The following is a 15,517-nucleotide window of genomic DNA, read 5'->3' as shown; positions in this document are numbered from 1 at the left end:
GTCGCGGTCCTCGGTCGCGGTCCTCGGCCGGCGTCGCCGGAACGCGGCTGGCTTCCCGGCCGGCGTCGCCGGAACGCGGCTCAGCCGGCGACCGGGCGGGTGGGCGCGGGCGGCGCGGCGCCGGTGAGGCTGTCCAGCGGGGCCGACCGGCCCTGCTGGTGCGCGCGCCGGAACGCGTCCCCGCCCAACTCGGCCCGCAGGCCGCTCTCGGTCGCCTCGACCTCGGGCCGCTCGCAGCCCGGCACCGGCGCGCCGATCTCGGCCCGGATCCGCGCCGCCGCGCCGAGCAGCCGGGCGCCCCGGTCGGCGGCGCCGTCCAACCGGGCCAGTTCGGCCAGCGCCTCCAGGACGCTGGCGGTCCGCCACCGGTCGCCGACCTGCCGGTGCGCGGCGAGGCTGGCGGTCAGGTGCGCCGCCGCCCGGTCGGTCCGCCGAGCCCGCAGCTCGACCACGCCGCGCAGGTTGTGCGCCCAGCCGATCCCCTCGGGGAACCGGATCGCGGCGAAGCGTTGCAGGGCCGCGTCGAGCAGCGCCGCGGCCCGGTCCGGGTCGCCCCGGTAGAGCGCCACGGCACCGAGGTTCACCAGCGCCGACGCCTCCGCCTCCAGGTCACCCAGCCGTTCGTACCGGCGCAGGCTGGCCCGCAGCACCGGCTCCGCCCGGCCCAGGTCGCCGGAGAGCCAGCAGGTGCAGCCCCGCAGCAGGGCCGCCTGCGCCGCCCCCCACTCGTCGCCGCACTCGGCGAACAACGCGGCCGCGGCGGCCAGGTGGGCCGCCGAGTCGGCGTACCGGGCCTCCTCCCGGGCCACCGAGCCGAGGGTCAGCTCCACCCGGGCCTCGCCCTGCCGGTCGCCGGCCGCCCGGCACGCCGACCGGGCCACCTCCGCGTGCTCGATCGCGCTCGGGTAGTCGCAGTACAGCATCGCCAGCATGGCGGCGCCGATACCGGCCCGGGCCCGCAGTCCCGGCGGAGCGTCGGGGCGCCGGGCCAGGGCCGCCGCCAGCCAGTCCAGTCCCTCCCGGTACCGCCCCTCCAGCCGGCAGTACGTGGCCAGGGTCGCGGCCAACCGCAGGTCCCCGTACCGGTCGCCCGGACGGTCGGCGAACCAGGCCATGGCGTCCCGCAGGTTGGCCGCCTCGGCCCGCAACCGGCGCAGCCAGCGTTCCTGGTCGGCGCCGCGCAACCGGGCCTCGGACCGTTCGGCGAGGTCCAGGACGTACCGGGCGTGTCGGTCGCGGATGGCCGGCTCGTCGCCGGCGGCGGTCAGCCGGGCCAGCGCGTGCCGGCGGATCGGCACCAACATCCGGTACCGGGTGACGGTGCCGACGCCGGACTCCGGCACCACCAGGGACGCCTCCACCAGGTCGGTCAGGGCCGCCCGGGCGTCGGGGCCGCCCAACGCCTCGGCGGCGTCCCGGGTGAAGCCGGCCGAGAAGACCGCCAACCGGTCGAACAGCGCCCGGGCCGGCCCGTCGAGCTGGGCCACGCTGGACTCCACCGCGGCGGTCAGGGTGCGGTGCCGATCCGGCGCGGTCGGATCGGGACTGCGCAGCAGCCGCAGGTCGGCCCGGGTCCGGCGGACGATCTCCGCGACGCTCAGCAGTGAGGTACGGGCGGCGGCCAGCTCGATCGCCAGCGGCAGCCCGTCCAATTCGGCGCAGAGCCGAGCCACGTCGTCGGCGCTGTCCTCCGGCACCGGCCGGCCGGCCCGGCCCCGGGCCCGCTCCAAAAACAACCGGGTGGCCGGGTGCGCCGACAGGCCGGCGATGGTGTGTCCGGTCCCCGGCGTCGGCGAGGCCAACGGCGGGACCGGCACGGCCGTCTCGGCGGGTGACCGGAGCGCGACCCGGCTGGTCGCCAGGATCCGCAGCTGCGGGCACCCGGCCAGCAGCCGACGGACCAGGTCCCGGCAGCCGGGCAGCAGGTGTTCGCAGTTGTCCAGGACCAGCATCGCCGGGGCGGGACCGAACGCCTCGGCCGGGTCGGCCCGGGTGTCCGGCGCCGCCCCGACCGGGTCGGGGCGGCTGCCGAGCGCAGTGGCGACCGCCTCGGCCACCCCGGCCGGCCGGTCCACGGCGCTGAGGTCGACGAACCAGGCCGCCGGGGCGTACCGGTGCGCGACGGCCACGGCCAGCCTGGTCTTCCCCGCCCCGCCCGGTCCGGTCAGGGTGACCAGCCGGCGGGTGCCCAGGGCCCGCAGCACCGCCGCAAGCAGGTCGTCCCGGCCGAGCAGCGCGGTCATCGGCACCGGCAGGGCGGGCCGCCGGGCCGGCCGCTCGGGGGCCCGGGCCGGCCGCGGCGACGGGACGGTGACCGGCCAGCGGTCGGCCAGGTCGCCCCGGCGCGCGTGTTCGGCCAGGACGCGCAGCCGCTCCCCCGGCTCGACCCCGAGCTGGTCGGCGAAGGTGCGCCCGGCGCGGGCGGCCACCTCGCCCGCGGCGCGCCGACCGGCGGCCAGGAACGCCGCGGCGAGCAGCAGTTCCCACAACCGGGCCCGGAGCGGATGCCGGGCCACCGCCGCCTCCAGATCGGCCACCGCGACGCCCGCCGTCCGGACCGCGGCCTGCCCGGCCAGCACCACGTCCCGGTCCGCCGTCGGCCCGCCCGCCACGGAGTACGCGGCGGCGGCCAGCCGCAGCCCGCACTCCCAGCGCTCCTCCACCGCCGCGACCCTCGCCTGCACCAGCCGGCCGACCTCGGCGGCGGCCCAGCCGGCCGGGTCCACCGGACAGCCGGCCATCGGCTCGGCCTCGAACACGGCCCGGACCCCGGGGTCGGCCGCCGGCCTCGCGGCACCGTCGGCGTCCCCGCCGGCCGGCCACCCGGCGGCCGGTGTTCCGGCCGGCCGTTCCGGCTGCCACAGCCGCAGCGCCGCGGTGAACAACCCGGCGGCGCCGCCCGGGTCGCCCGCCGCCGCCCGGGACCGGGCCCGGTGCAGCAGGTGGCCGAACCGGACGGTGTCGATCCGTCGGCCGGCCAGTCGCAGCAGGTAGCCGTCGCGGACCGGGCGCACCGCGTCCGGCAGGCCGCACCGGGCGAAGGCGGCGGTCAGGTCCCCGATCCGCCGGTCCACCGGCCGGGTCGGCCCGGCCAGCGCGGTGGCGGGGACCGGCCGGCCGGGCCGCAGGGCCAACAGACCGAGCAGGACCGGTACGTCGTCCGGCAGGTCGACCGGGCCGGCGGGACCGACCAGCCGCACGGGCCCGAGCAGGCGTACCTCGCAGCGGGTGGGGGCGAGCCGGGCCGCCGCGGTCGGCTGGTCGAGCATGCGCACGTCGGGCCCCTCCCCACTCCCGGGTAGTCTGCGCCCGCGGCCGATGCCGACGGTCCCCCCGTTCGGGCCGGACCGGGCGCCGGACCGGACTATCCGAGCACTCGGACAAACGGGTCTGAGCAGGGAAAACAACAGATCTTCCAGAGACCTGAGTAAACCTCGGATCAGCCCGGGGAATGCGGCGGGCCGGCGTCGCCGCCTCAGCCCGGCAGGCTCAGGCGGGCGGACGCCACTGGGCGGCCGTGCTCGCGGCGCTGCCCAGCAACCGGGGGGTGAGCTTGCCGAGCGCGGCGTCCCGGGCCCGCAGGGCCAGCCGCCCCCGGGTCTGCAGCACGGCCGACATCCGCCGGGTCTGCCGGACCACGGTCGCCGCCCGCGGGATGCGCATTCGGCTGTACGCCTCGACCGCGGCCCGCAGCGGGGCACCCGGGGCCACCTCGCGGACCAGCGACCCGAGGGTGGCGGCGTCCTCGAACGCCAGGCAGGCGCCCTGCCCGAGGTGGTGCGGCATGGCGTGCGCACTGTCGCCGAGCAGCACCACGCCGCCGGTGCCGGACGGGAAGCCGTACGACCGGGGCAGCGGCCGCAGTTCCCGAACCTCCTGCTGGACCAGGTCCTCCGGTTCGGTGGCGGCCAGCAGCTCGCCGATCGGGGCCGGCCAGTTGGCGAACCACCGGCGCAGCAGGGCCAGCTGGGTGGCCGGCGGCTCCGGCCGCTGCGCGCCGGCCGCCGTGGCGATCCAGTAGATGCCGCCCCGGGACGACCCGCCCGCCGAGCCGCGCTCGCCGAGCGACGCGGCGATGAACCGGTAGCCCGCGCCGAGGGTCTCCCCCGCCGCCGGGCGGTCGGCCGGCAGGTGCGGCGCCCGGTACCAGGGGATCACCGCGCGCCAGGAGGCGCAGCCGGAGCTGACCGCCGCGGACTCCGGCGCCAGCCGGGTCCGCAGCACGCTGTCGATGCCGTCGGCGGCCACCACCAGGTCGGCGGCGAAGGTGTACCGCCCGTCGCCCACGACCGGTTGCCCGGTGTCGGGGGTGCGCACCGTGCGCACCTGCACGCCGGTGCGGATGTCGACCCGGTCACCGAGGCCGGCGATTAGCGCGTCGTGCAGGTCCTCCCGGTGCACCACCACCGGCGACCGCTCGGCCGTGCTGGCCCGCGGCTGCACCAGCCAGGCGCCGTCCGGACGCCGGACCCCGGCCGCGGGCAGCGGGGTGCCGATCGCCGCCAGGCCCGCGCCGAGACCGAGCGCGTGCAACGCCCGGATGCCGTTCGGCCAGAGGATCAACGCGGTGCGCTCGGCGCGTACCCGCTCCGCCCGTTCCAGCAGGGTCACCTGCCAGCCGGTACGGGCCAGGGCACCGGCGACGGCCAGGCCGCCGATCCCGGTGCCCACCACCACGGCCGTACGCATCGGTCCGGCTCCCCCGCTCAGCTGTCCCGGTCGGCGGACCGGGGGGCGGGTGCGGCCGCCCGGGCCCGGTCCGCCCGGTCCGGCCCGTCCGCGGCCTCGTCCTCGTCGGCCTCGTCGGGCTCGTCCTCGCCGGACTCGGCGGACACCGGCGCGGCGTCCGCCGCCGGCGCCGGGTCGGCGCCGTCACCGCCGGCCGGCCCGGCCGGCAGCTCGCCGGTCTCCTGGTAGGTCCGGAACTCCGCCTCGGACACCACCCGGTAACCGGTCGGCGCGGCGGCCGCGGTCGGCCGGGAGACGTCGGTACGGGAGATGTCGCCCGCCGGCTCGGCGGGAGCCGGCGGGGTGACCGGTACGACGTACTCGCGCGGACCGCGGACCCGGAGGAAGTAGATCAGCGCGCCGAGGAAGACCAGCACCGAGGTCCACACGTTCAGCCGCAGGCCGAGGATGATGTTCGCCTCGTCGCGGCGCATCATCTCGATCCAGAACCGGCCGGCGGTGTAGGCCATCACGTACAGCGCGAACGCCCGGCCCCGGCCGAACTTGACGCGCCTGTCGACCAGGTAGACCAGGGCCGCCACGCCGAGGTTCCAGACCAGCTCGTACAGGAAGGTCGGGTGGTACAGGGCGGGCTCCAGCACCGGGTTGCCCGCGCCGTCGCGCAGCGCGTGACCGGGGTTGTCGGGATCCATCCGGTGGATCTGCAGACCCCAGGGCAGGGTGGTCGGGCCGCCGTACAACTCGTTGTTGAACCAGTTGCCCAGCCGGCCGATCGCCTGGGCCAGCGGCAGGCCCGGGGCGAGCGCGTCGGCGACCACCGAGAGCGGCAGGCCGAGCTGGCGCACCGCCAGCCAGGCGCCCAGCGCCCCGCCGACGATGGCGCCCCAGATGCCGAGGCCGCCCTCCCAGATCTTGAAGGCGTTCAGCGGGTGGCCGTCCGCGCCGAAGTACGCCTGCGGCGAGGAGATCACGTGGTAGAGCCGGGCACCGATGATCCCGAACGGCACCGCCCAGACGGCGATGTCGAGCGTCGCGCCGGGGGCGACACCGCGGCGCCGCAGCCGCGCCTCGGTCACCACCGCCGCGACGACGATGCCGAGCACGATGCACAGCGCGTACGCGCGGATCGGGACGGGCCCGAGCTGCCACACCGCCGTGCTGGGACTGGGCAGGGCCGCCTGCGGGGCCAACGAGGCGAGGTTCACGGGTGCATACGCTACCGTCGCACCCGGTGTCCGCGGCACCCCGGGGCGGGGTCGATCCGCTCGGTCCGCCCCGCCGGGCAGCCCGTCCGGCCCGCCGGGCCGCCCGGTCCGGCCCGCCGGGCCGCCCGGTCCGGCCCGCCGGGCCGCCCGGTCCGGCCCGCCGGGCGCCGGCTGTGCCCGTGGTCGCCGGCAGCGCGGCGGACCGCGCGGACCTCTTTGTGCCCGTGGTCGTCGGCAGGGCGGTGATCAGCGACGGACCGCGCGCACCCCTTCGGCCAGTTCGGTGCTCAGGGCGCGCAGCGCGGTCAGGCCGGTGGCCCGGTCCGGCGCGTCGAGCAGGCAGCGGATCAGCGCGCTGCCGACGATGACCCCGTCGGCGTACCCGCCGACCTCGGCGGCCTGGCCGCCGGTGCCCACGCCGAGGCCGACGCCGACCGGCAGGTCGGTCACCGCCCGGACCCGGGCGACCAGGTCGGGAGCCAGGTTCGAGGTGTTCTCCCGGGCGCCGGTGACGCCCATGATCGCCGTGGCGTAGACGAAGCCCCGGCAGTGCTCGACGGTCATCGCCAGCCGCCGGTCGGTGGAGGACGGCGAGACCAGGAAGGTGCGGTCCAGCCCGTACGCGTCGGAGGCGGCCAGCCACTCGTCGGCCTCGTCCGGGATCAGGTCCGGGGTGATCAGGCCGGTGCCGCCGGCCGCCGCGAGATCCCGGGCGAACCGGTCGACGCCGTACCGCTCGATCGGGTTCCAGTACGTCATCGTCACCACCGGGGCGCCGGTGCCGGCCACCGCCTCGATGATTCGCAGCGTGTCGGCGACGCGGACGCCACCGGAGAGCGCGATGTCGCTGGCCCGCTGGATGACCGGCCCGTCCATCACCGGGTCGGAGTACGGGATCTCCACCTCGACGACGTCCACCCCGGCGTCCAGCATGGCGGTCATCGCGGCGATGCTGCCCTCGACGGTGGGGAACCCGGCCGGCATGCACCCGAATAGCACGGCCCGTCCCTCGGCCCGGGCCTTCTCGAAGACGGTCGAGATGCTCATGCCCTGTTCTCCCCGTCCAGGATCCCGAACCAGGTGCCCGCGGTGTGCACGTCCTTGTCACCCCGGCCGGACAGGTTGACCACCACGGTCGGGGTGCGGCCCAACCGCTCGGTCAACTCGGGGATCACCCGCAGCGTGCCGGCCAGCGCGTGCGCGCTCTCGATCGCCGGGATGATCCCCTCGGTGCGGCAGAGCAGCTGGAACGCGTCCATCGCCTCGGCGTCGGTGACCGGCCGGTACGACGCCCGGCCGGTGTCGTGCAGCCAGGCGTGCTCGGGACCGACGGCCGGGTAGTCCAGCCCGGCCGAGATCGAGTGCGACTCCAGCGTCTGCCCGTCGTCGTCCTGCAGCACGTAGGTGCGGGCGCCGTGCAGCACCCCGGACGACCCGCCGGTGATGCTGGCCGCGTGCCGGCCGGTGTCCATCCCGTCGCCGCCGGCCTCGAAGCCGTACAGCCGGACGTCCGGGTCGCCGATGAAGGCGTGGAAGATGCCGATCGCGTTGGACCCGCCGCCGACGCAGGCGGTGACCGCGTCCGGCAGTCGGCCGAGCAGGTCCAGCGACTGCTGCCGGGCCTCCACCCCGATGCCGCGGACGAAGTCCCGCACCATGGCCGGGAACGGGTGCGGGCCGGACGCGGTGCCGAGCAGGTAGTGGCTGGTGTCCACCTCGGCGACCCAGGCGCGCAGCGCCTCGTTGACCGCGTCCTTGAGGGTGCGCGAACCGGTGGTGACCGGGATGACGGTGGCGCCGAGCATCCGCATCCGGGCCACGTTCAGCGCCTGCCGCTCGGTGTCCACCTCGCCCATGTAGACCACGCAGTCCAGGTCGAGGTAGGCCGCGGCGGTGGCGCTGGCCACCCCGTGCTGCCCGGCGCCGGTCTCGGCGATGACCCGGGACTTGCCCATCCGCCGGGTCAGCAGCGCCTGACCGAGCACGTTGCGGATCTTGTGGGCGCCGGTGTGGTTCAGGTCCTCGCGCTTGAGCAGCACCTCGGCGCCGACCCGGGCGCTGAGCCGGTGCGCCCGGTAGAGCGGCGACGGGGTGCCCGCGTAGTCGCGCAGCAGGGCGCCGAACTCGGCCTGGAACGCCTCGTCGGCCATCGCGTGCCGGTAGGCCGCGTCCAGCTCGTCGAGGGCGGCCACCAGGGCCTCGGGGACGAACCGCCCGCCGTACCGGCCGAACCGGCCGTCCGGACCGGGCAGCAGGCCGGCGGCGCCGGCCAGCGCGCTCGCGCTCATCTCGCAGGAGTCCTCTCGCTCGCGCCGGCGCTGTGCGGCCGGGTGCTACCGGACCGGCCGGGGGGTGGCCGGGTGGTTGCCCGCGTTGACCAGTTCGGCGACCGCCTCGCGGGGGCTCTTCTTGGTGACCAGGCCCTCGCCCACCAGCACGGCGTCGGCGCCGGCGGAGGCGTACCGGATCAGGTCGTGCGGTCCGCGCACGCCCGACTCGGCGATCTTGACAACGCCGCTGGGCAGACCGGGGGCGATCCGCTCGAAGACGGACCGGTCGACCTCCAGGGTACGCAGGTCACGGGCGTTGACCCCGATCACCCGCGCGCCCGCCTCCAGGGCCCGGTCGGCCTCCTCCTCGTTGTGCACCTCGACCAGCGGGGTCATGCCCAGCGACTCGACCCGCTCCAGCAGGCCGACCAGGGCGTTCTGCTCCAACGCGGCGACGATCAGCAGGACCAGGTCGGCGCCGTGCGCGCGCGCCTCGTGCACCTGGTAGCTGGAGACCACGAAGTCCTTGCGCAGCACCGGGACGTTCACGGCGGCCCGGACCGCGGCCAGGTCGTCCAGCGACCCGCCGAACCAGCGGCCCTCGGTGAGCACGCTGATGCAGCGCGCCCCGCCGGCCGCGTACTCGCCGGCCAGGTCGGCCGGGTCGGCGATCTCGGCCAGCGGCCCCTTGGACGGGGACGACCGTTTCACCTCGGCGATCACGGCGACCCCCGACCGGCGCAGCGCCGCGTACGCGTCGAGGGCCGGCGGCGCCTCGGCGGCCAGCCGGCGGATCTGCTCCAGCGGGATCCGCTCCCGGCGCCGTTCGACGTCCTCCCGGACCCCGACCAGGATCTCGTCGAGGACGTTCCCGGACCTCGCCGGGCCGGCGTTGTCGCCCTCTGCGTGCGAATGCTCAGCGGTCACCAACGGACTCCCCTCTCCGGGTGTCATGGGCCGATGCTAGGTGCCGCGACCGGGGTCACCGGTGCCGGGGGTATGGCGCCGCTCACCTGGAGCCGTCGGGCATAATGGCCGACTTCTGGTGAGGGGGAAGTCACCGACCGCCACGGGAACGCATCGACGATCACCACACAATGACACCATGCCGGGCCATGATCCGCAGCCCGGGGGTCGGGGTCGGCCGACCGGCGGCGGTGACCGCGCGGACATCGCGGGGAAACACCCGCCCGGCACCATCGTCCTCGGGCAGACTCGAAGCGGCGCGGCGCGGCCCGCCTCGGTCTACGGCGTGGGAGCCGGCCGGCGGGGCGGAACGGGCACCGCCCCGCCGGTGGCCGGCCGACCGCGCGGCCCGACCGGGCGGAGCGACTCTCTTCTGCGGGGTGGCACATGCGGACTGGGCAGCCGGACATTTCGACCGGGTTCGGCCATCTGCTGCGGTCGGTGGCGATCGGCCTGGCGCACACGGTGGAGCGGGCGATCGACTCCGGCGGCGCGACCGCCCGGGGCAACGCCTGGGCGGCCGTCTGCGCCGACCGGGACCGGGCCCGACGGCAGGACGAACTGCGCTGACTGGTGGCCGCGCTGTCCCGCTCCGACGCCCACCCGGTCCGCTGAGGGCGGGCCTGATCCGACCCCGGCCGCGCCCGCGGTCACAATCCGCCCGGGTGGTGCGGCGTCGGTGGGCGTCAGTCGGCCGTCGGGTCCTCGCCGCGGTCGAGGGCGTCCCAGGCCTCGACGGTGCGCCGGTTGTCGAGCCGGCGGTCCGCGGCGGGGGCGGACGGGTCCGCGGCGCGGGCGGTCGGGTCCGCGGCGCGGGCGGACGGGTCCGCGGCGCGGGCGGTCGGGTCCGCGAGCGGTGGTCGGGCCGGGTCCGGGGTTCCGGCCCGCTGGTAACGGGCGCCCATGGTGGGCCAGTCCCGGCTCCGGACGGCGGTGAGCGCGCCGCCCAGGGCGAGCAGCACCCCGCCGATCGCGCAGCCCACCGGCCAGAGCGCGGACGCGGAACCCCGGTCCAGGCCGGTCAGGCCGTGACCGCCGCCGACGGTGACGCCCAGGCCGACCAGTGCCAGCAGCACCCCGAGCAGCCGCCGGGGCAGCCCTCGGGTGGCCAGCAGGGCGCCGGCCCCGGCCAGCCCGACCAGGGCCAGCGCCGGCAGCCAGGGCAGCAGAGCCGCGCCGGTTCGGGTCACCCGTACCTCGGGCAGCGGCACCGGACGCGCCGTGACCTCCACCGACCAGGTCCGGCTCGCGGTGGCCAGGGCCAGGCCCGCGCCGACCAGGCAGAGCAGGACCGCGTACGTCAGCACGCGCCGCCCGGACGGCGCCGGGCGGGCGACGGCGGGGTCGGGTCGTCCGGCGTCGTTCCGCTCCGGGGCGGTGGGGCCGGTCACCGGGCCGGCCGCAGGGTCTCGGCGGCGGCGATGGCGGCCAGTACGGCTGCGGCCTTGCTGCGGGTCTCCCGGTCCTCGGCGTCCGGCTGGGAGTCCGCGACGATGCCCGCGCCGGCCTGCACGTACGCCCGGCCGGCCCGGATCAGCGCGGTCCGGATCGCGATCGCCATGTCCATGTCGCCGCCGAAGCCGAAGTAGCCCACCGTGCCGCCGTACAGGCCACGACGGGTCGGCTCCAACTCCTCGATGATCTCCATGGCCCGTACCTTGGGGGCGCCGGAGAGGGTGCCGGCCGGGAAGGTGGCCGCCAGCGCGTCGAACGCGGACCGGTCCGGCGCCAGCGTGCCCACCACGGTCGAGACGATGTGCATGACGTGGCTGTAGCGCTCGATCATGGCGAACTCGGGCACCTCGACCGTGCCCGGTCGACAGACCCGGCCGAGGTCGTTGCGGCCCAGGTCGACAAGCATCACGTGCTCGGCCCGTTCCTTCGGGTCGGCGAGCAGTTCGGCGGCCAGCCGGGCGTCGGCCTGCGGGGTCTCGCCGCGCGGCCGGGTGCCGGCGATCGGGTGCAGCATCGCCCGCCGCTCGCCCCGCTCCCCCGCCGTGACCTTGAGATGCGCCTCCGGCGACGAGCCCACGATGTCGAACCCGTCGAACCGCAGCAGGTACATGTACGGGCTGGGGTTGGTGGTGCGCAGCACCCGGTAGATGTCCAACGGGTCGGCCTCGGTGTCCCGCTCGAACCGCTGGGAGAGCACGATCTGGAAACACTCGCCGGCCCGGATCGCCTCCTTGGCCGTCCCCACCGACGTCTGGTATCCGCCGTCGGGAGTGCGGCAGCGGGCCGTTCCGGGCGGCGGCGCGCCGATGGTGGAGATGGTCGGTGGGATCGGCCGGGACAGCGCGGTGGTCATCGCGTCCAGCCGGCCCACCGCCTGGTGGTACGCGGCGGCCACCAGCCGGTCGTCCCGCTCCGGGTCGCCGGGCGCGGGCAGGATCGCGTTGGCGACCAGGATCGCCGTGCCGTCGAAGTGGTCCAGCACCACCAGGTCGGTGGCGAGCATCATGCCCAGCTCGGGCAGGTCGAGGTCGTCCTCGGTCAGCTCCGGCAGCCGTTCCAGCCGGCGGACGAAGTCGTAGCCGAGGTAGCCGACCAGCCCGCCGGTGAGCGGGGGCAGGCCGTCGACCGGGGCGGCGGCGGAGGCGGCCAGCGTCGCGACCGTCTCGCGCAGCACGCGTACCGGGTCGCCCTCGGTGGGCAGGCCGGTCGGCGGGGTGCCGAGCCAGACCGCCCGGCCGTCCCGCTCGACGAGGGTGGCGCTGCTGCGGACGCCGATGAACGAGTAGCGCGACCAGGCGGTGCCGGCGGAACCCTGCTCGGCGGACTCCAGCAGGAACGTACCCGGTCCGCCGGCCAGCTTGCGGTAGACGCCGACCGGGGTTTCCCCGTCGGCGAGCAGCCGCCGGACCACCGGCACCACCCGCAGGTCGGCCGCCAGGTCCCGGAAGGTGCCCTCGTCCGGGCTGACCGTGCCGGTGGTCACGCGTCCTCCCCTGAACCGCCGGTCGCCGCACCGGGCGTCGGCGTGGTCACCGGCAGTTCGTCGGCGAAGCAGGTCCGGTTGCCGGTGTGACAGGCCGCGCCCACCTGGTCGACCGAGACCAGGAGGGCGTCGCCGTCGCAGTCCAGGGCGACCGAGCGGACGTACTGGTGGTGGCCGGAGGTGGCGCCCTTGACCCAGTACTCGCGGCGGCTGCGCGACCAGTAGGTGGCCCGGCCGGTGGTGAGGGTGCGGTGCAGCGCCTCGTCGTTCATCCAGGCCAGCATCAGCACCTCCCCGGAGTCGTGCTGCCGGACCACGGCCGCGACCAGGCCGTCCGGGGTCCGGCGCAGTCGGGCGGCGATGGCCGGGTCCAGCGCGGACACCGACGCACCGCCGGGCGGTCGTTCGGAGGATGAAAGATCAGGAGCGCGCACAGTGAGCAATTCTCCACCACCCGGCGTCGCCGGCACCCCGCCCGCCCTGTGGCCGGGATCACCCCGCCCAGTCCGACCCGCCGCCGGCCCGCCGCCGGTTGGCCGGGAACCGGTCGCGTCGGCCCAGCTGGTCCACGTAGCGGGCCAGCCGCCCGTCGGCCAGTGCCGCGGCCAGGTCCGCCCCGACCGCCGGGACGAACTGGTCGGCGTACGGCCGGACCAGGGTGAGCGTGCCGGCGACCAGCCGGTGCGCGGCGGCCTGCAGTTGCCCGGCGGAGCGGGGTCGCGCGCCCAGGCACGCCAGCAGGTCGGCCCGGTAGCCGGGCGGGGCGACCGGCAGGCCCAGTGCCGTCTCCAGCGCGCCCCGGCGGGAGGTGACGGTGACCGGCGGGTTGGCCCAGCGCAGCACCGACGGGCAGCGCCGGGCCAGGTCCGCCGCGGCCAGCCGGACCCCGAGTTCGTCCCCGGCGACGAACGCGCCGGTCGCCTTCCCCAGGTCGGCGACCAGGTCCTCGAGTTCCGGTTCCCGGCCGGGCTGGCAGATCAGGTTCCGGTCGACCCGGGACCGCCAGACCGGGTCGGCCCACAGCAGCCGGGCCGGCGCGGCCACCGGCAGGCCGAACGCCCAGGGGGCGGGCTGGTCGAGGCGGGCCAGCCAGGACTCGACGTCGCGGACCGCCACCGAGACGTGCACCAGCCGGTCGCCGGTCTGGGCCAGGTACGCCGGGTTGCGGGCCGGCACCGGGTCGGCCACCAGCAGGTCCAGGTCGACGTCGCTGAACTCGGTCGCGGCGTCCCGGGCGTGGCTGCCGCGCAGCAGCAGGGCGACGGCGGGTGGACCGGGGACGGTGCGCAGCCGGTCCACCCAGTCGTCGAGAAAACCTGGGGCCAGCGTGGTACGGGCGGACACGGCCGTCATCGTGCCGCATGCCCGTTCAGAAGCGCAATGCCCGTTGCCTGCCGGCCTGTCCGGTCAGCCCGGCGTCCGGGCGGGTACGCCGAGCGCCGGTTCGACGGACCCGCCGGCCTCGACCAGCCGGCCGTACATGTCGATTTTATGGTTGAGCGCGGCGAGGTCCTGTTCCAGTTCCGCGATCCGGGTCAGCACCCGGTCCCGGTGCGTCCGGAACAGCGCCAGCCGGCTGCCGATCGTGCCCTCGCCCTGCCGGGCCAGGTCGGCGTACCGGCGCATGTCCCGGATCGGCATGCCGGTCCGACGCAGCCGGGTGAGCAGCACCAGCCAGTCCAGATCCGCCTTGGTGTACCGCCGCCGGCCGGCCGAGTCCCGGCCGACCCGGTCGAGCAGTCCTTCCTGCTCGTACCAGCGCAGCGTGTACGCGGTCAGCCCGACCCGCTCGGCGGCCTCGCTCACCGTCCACGTCATCTCGTCCCGGTGTGTGTCCACGGCTACCAGGCTTCCAGTTCGAGCGCACTCGAAGTCAAGGGGGCTGTTGTGCCCCGGCAAGATTTCAACTAGCGTTGAGTTCATCAGGTGTTGAATTAGTCGGGAGGAGCCATGGAGACCGCGATCGAGGTGCGTGACCTCGTGGTCCGCCGAGGCGGACGCGAGGTGTTGCACCGGTTGAGCTGCCGGGTGCCGGCCGGCCGGGTGACCGGCCTGCTCGGGCCGAGTGGCAGCGGGAAGACCACCCTGATGCGCGCGGTGGTCGGCGTGCAGAAGGTGTCCGGCGGGTCGGTGAGCGTGCTCGGCACACCGGCCGGGTCGCCGGCCCTGCGCCGCCGGATCGGCTACCTGACCCAGGCGCCCAGCGTCTACGCCGACCTGACCGTGCGGGAGAACGCCCGGTACTTCGCCACCCTGCACGGCACACCGGCCGCCGAGGCGGACCGGGTGATCGCCGAGGTGGGCCTGGCCGACGCGGCGAAGCAACTGGTCGGCACGCTCTCCGGCGGCCAGCGCAGCCGGGCCTCGCTGGCCTGCGCGCTGGTCGGCCGCCCCGAGCTGATCGTCCTCGACGAGCCGACCGTCGGCCAGGACCCGGTGCTGCGGGACGAGCTGTGGCGGCGGTTCCACGCGCTGGCCGCCGACGGCGCCACGCTGCTGGTGTCCAGCCACGTGATGGACGAGGCCGCCCGCTGCGACCGGCTCCTGATGATCCGCGACGGCGCGCTGATCGCCGACGACACCCCGGACGCGGTCCGCCGCCGGGCCGGCACCGACGACCTGGACGAGGCGTTCCTGCGCCTCATCCGGGACCAGGAACGCGACGTGGAGAGGGGCGCGTCATGAACCCGCGGATCCTGGGCAGCACCATCGTCCGCATCCTGCGCCAGCTGCGGCACGACCGGCGTACGGTCGCCCTGCTGCTGGTCGTCCCGGCCGTGCTGCTCACGCTGGTCTACTACATGTACGCCGACCAGCCGACCCCGCCCGGCCAGCCGGCCATGTTCGACCGGGTCGCGTTGATCATGTTGGGCATCTTCCCGTTCACCATCATGTTCCTGGTGACCAGCATCGCGATGCTGCGCGAGCGCACCACCGGCACCCTCGAACGGCTGCTCACCACCCCGCTGGGCAAGCTGGACCTGCTGTTCGGCTACGGCATCGCGTTCGGGCTGGCCGCCGCGGTGCAGGCGAGCGTGGCGTCCGCCGTCGCGTACTGGGTGTTCGGGCTGGACACCGCCGGGCCGGCCGGGTTGGTGATCCTGATCGCGGTGGTGAACGCCGTGCTCGGGGTGGCGCTCGGGCTGCTGTGCAGCGCCTTCGCCCGGACCGAGTTCCAGGCCGTACAGTTCATGCCGGTCGTGGTGATCCCACAGATCCTGCTCTGCGGGCTGTTCGTCGCACGCGACCAGATGGCCGGTTGGCTGCACGGGATCAGCAACGCGCTGCCGCTGACGTACGCGGTCGAGGCGCTGCAGGAGGTCGGCGCGCACACCGACGCGACCGGCACGATGTGGCGGGATCTCGGCGTCGTGGCCGGCGCGGTGGTGGTGGCGTTGGTGCTGGCCGCGGCGACGCTGCGGCGCCGGACGAGCTGACCGGCGGGAGAG

Annotated in this window: 14 protein-coding genes; 3 read left to right on the top strand and 11 right to left on the bottom strand. The window is 76.1% G+C overall.

The genetic code is table 11. From position 1 onward, the window contains the following. Positions 1–80: 80 nt before the first annotated feature. From ACFOX0_RS19670 to trpC, 6 genes are all read right to left on the bottom strand, one after another. Entirely contained in the window at positions 81–3,269 is a 3,189-nt protein-coding gene (locus ACFOX0_RS19670; protein WP_377548064.1) for an AfsR/SARP family transcriptional regulator, read from the bottom strand. 220 nt (positions 3,270–3,489) lie between these two features. Continuing rightward, the gene (locus ACFOX0_RS19665) at positions 3,490–4,689 is read right to left on the bottom strand and encodes an FAD-dependent monooxygenase (RefSeq protein WP_377547954.1); all 1,200 of its coding nucleotides are present in this window, start codon (positions 4,687–4,689) and stop codon (positions 3,490–3,492) included. A 17-nt stretch (positions 4,690–4,706) separates the two neighbouring features. Further along, positions 4,707–5,894, bottom strand: coding sequence for a prolipoprotein diacylglyceryl transferase (lgt, locus tag ACFOX0_RS19660; RefSeq protein ID WP_377547951.1), 1,188 nt, complete (start codon positions 5,892–5,894; stop codon positions 4,707–4,709). Positions 5,895–6,140: 246 nt separating this feature from the next. Next, positions 6,141–6,941 (bottom strand): tryptophan synthase subunit alpha, encoded by an 801-nt coding sequence (trpA, locus tag ACFOX0_RS19655; RefSeq protein WP_377547949.1) that lies wholly within the window; start codon positions 6,939–6,941, stop codon positions 6,141–6,143. Beyond that, a complete protein-coding gene (trpB, locus tag ACFOX0_RS19650) occupies positions 6,938–8,182 on the bottom strand; it encodes a tryptophan synthase subunit beta (protein ID WP_377547946.1) in 1,245 nt (414 codons plus the stop codon). The genes trpA and trpB overlap by 4 nt, the downstream gene beginning before the upstream one ends. A 45-nt stretch (positions 8,183–8,227) precedes the next feature. Further along, positions 8,228–9,091 carry an indole-3-glycerol phosphate synthase TrpC gene (trpC, locus tag ACFOX0_RS19645; protein ID WP_377547943.1) on the bottom strand — a complete coding sequence of 288 codons (864 nt, stop codon included), beginning with the start codon at positions 9,089–9,091 and terminating at the stop codon, positions 8,228–8,230. Positions 9,092–9,517: 426 nt separating this feature from the next. On the opposite strand from trpC, the gene ACFOX0_RS19640 reads away from it, so the two are divergent. Beyond that, positions 9,518–9,700: a hypothetical protein gene (locus tag ACFOX0_RS19640; RefSeq protein WP_377547940.1), complete on the top strand. Its 183-nt coding sequence runs from the start codon at positions 9,518–9,520 to the stop codon at positions 9,698–9,700. A gap of 116 nt (positions 9,701–9,816) precedes the next feature. Here the strand turns inward: ACFOX0_RS19640 and ACFOX0_RS19635 are convergent, their stop codons facing one another. The 5 genes from ACFOX0_RS19635 to ACFOX0_RS19615 all read right to left on the bottom strand — a co-directional run bounded on the left by ACFOX0_RS19635 (position 9,817) and on the right by ACFOX0_RS19615 (position 13,907). Then, positions 9,817–10,437 carry a Trp biosynthesis-associated membrane protein gene (locus tag ACFOX0_RS19635; RefSeq protein ID WP_377548062.1) on the bottom strand — a complete coding sequence of 207 codons (621 nt, stop codon included), beginning with the start codon at positions 10,435–10,437 and terminating at the stop codon, positions 9,817–9,819. Between the two features lie 80 nt (positions 10,438–10,517). Then, on the bottom strand, positions 10,518–12,068 hold the full coding sequence (locus ACFOX0_RS19630) for an anthranilate synthase component I (protein WP_377547937.1): 1,551 nt from the start codon (positions 12,066–12,068) through the stop codon (positions 10,518–10,520). Continuing rightward, positions 12,065–12,511: a phosphoribosyl-AMP cyclohydrolase gene (gene hisI, locus ACFOX0_RS19625; RefSeq protein ID WP_377547935.1), complete on the bottom strand. Its 447-nt coding sequence runs from the start codon at positions 12,509–12,511 to the stop codon at positions 12,065–12,067. The genes ACFOX0_RS19630 and hisI overlap by 4 nt, the downstream gene beginning before the upstream one ends. Positions 12,512–12,560: 49 nt before the next feature. After that, the gene (locus ACFOX0_RS19620; protein WP_377547933.1) at positions 12,561–13,412 is read right to left on the bottom strand and encodes a nucleotidyltransferase domain-containing protein; all 852 of its coding nucleotides are present in this window, start codon (positions 13,410–13,412) and stop codon (positions 12,561–12,563) included. A gap of 63 nt (positions 13,413–13,475) precedes the next feature. Further along, positions 13,476–13,907, bottom strand: a complete 432-nt coding sequence (locus tag ACFOX0_RS19615) for a MerR family transcriptional regulator (protein ID WP_377547931.1) — start codon at positions 13,905–13,907, stop codon at positions 13,476–13,478. A gap of 111 nt (positions 13,908–14,018) precedes the next feature. Between ACFOX0_RS19615 and ACFOX0_RS19610 the strand changes: the two genes are divergently transcribed. Together ACFOX0_RS19610 and ACFOX0_RS19605 are read left to right on the top strand one after the other, a co-directional pair. Further along, positions 14,019–14,753 (top strand): ABC transporter ATP-binding protein, encoded by a 735-nt coding sequence (locus tag ACFOX0_RS19610; RefSeq protein ID WP_377547929.1) that lies wholly within the window; start codon positions 14,019–14,021, stop codon positions 14,751–14,753. Further along, a complete protein-coding gene (locus tag ACFOX0_RS19605) occupies positions 14,750–15,505 on the top strand; it encodes an ABC transporter permease (protein WP_377547926.1) in 756 nt (251 codons plus the stop codon). The genes ACFOX0_RS19610 and ACFOX0_RS19605 overlap by 4 nt, the downstream gene beginning before the upstream one ends. Positions 15,506–15,517: the final 12 nt, after the last annotated feature.

This window comes from Micromonospora zhanjiangensis (assembly GCF_042650605.1).
Taxonomy (GTDB): domain Bacteria; phylum Actinomycetota; class Actinomycetes; order Mycobacteriales; family Micromonosporaceae; genus Micromonospora_J; species Micromonospora_J zhanjiangensis.
The sequence above is the reverse complement of the archived record's forward strand: the minus strand, read 5'-3'. Positions and strand labels throughout refer to the sequence as shown.

Excerpts from the sequence above, each read along its gene's own strand:
- ACFOX0_RS19670 (WP_377548064.1), bottom strand. The coding sequence starts at position 3,269 with ATGCTCGACCAGCCGACCGCGGCGGCCCGGCTCGCCCCCACCCGCTGC.
- ACFOX0_RS19665 (WP_377547954.1), bottom strand. The coding sequence starts at position 4,689 with ATGCGTACGGCCGTGGTGGTGGGCACCGGGATCGGCGGCCTGGCCGTC.
- trpA (WP_377547949.1), bottom strand. The coding sequence starts at position 6,941 with ATGAGCATCTCGACCGTCTTCGAGAAGGCCCGGGCCGAGGGACGGGCC.
- trpB (WP_377547946.1), bottom strand. The coding sequence starts at position 8,182 with ATGAGCGCGAGCGCGCTGGCCGGCGCCGCCGGCCTGCTGCCCGGTCCG.
- ACFOX0_RS19640 (WP_377547940.1), top strand. The coding sequence starts at position 9,518 with ATGCGGACTGGGCAGCCGGACATTTCGACCGGGTTCGGCCATCTGCTG.
- ACFOX0_RS19610 (WP_377547929.1), top strand. The coding sequence starts at position 14,019 with ATGGAGACCGCGATCGAGGTGCGTGACCTCGTGGTCCGCCGAGGCGGA.
- ACFOX0_RS19605 (WP_377547926.1), top strand. The coding sequence starts at position 14,750 with ATGAACCCGCGGATCCTGGGCAGCACCATCGTCCGCATCCTGCGCCAG.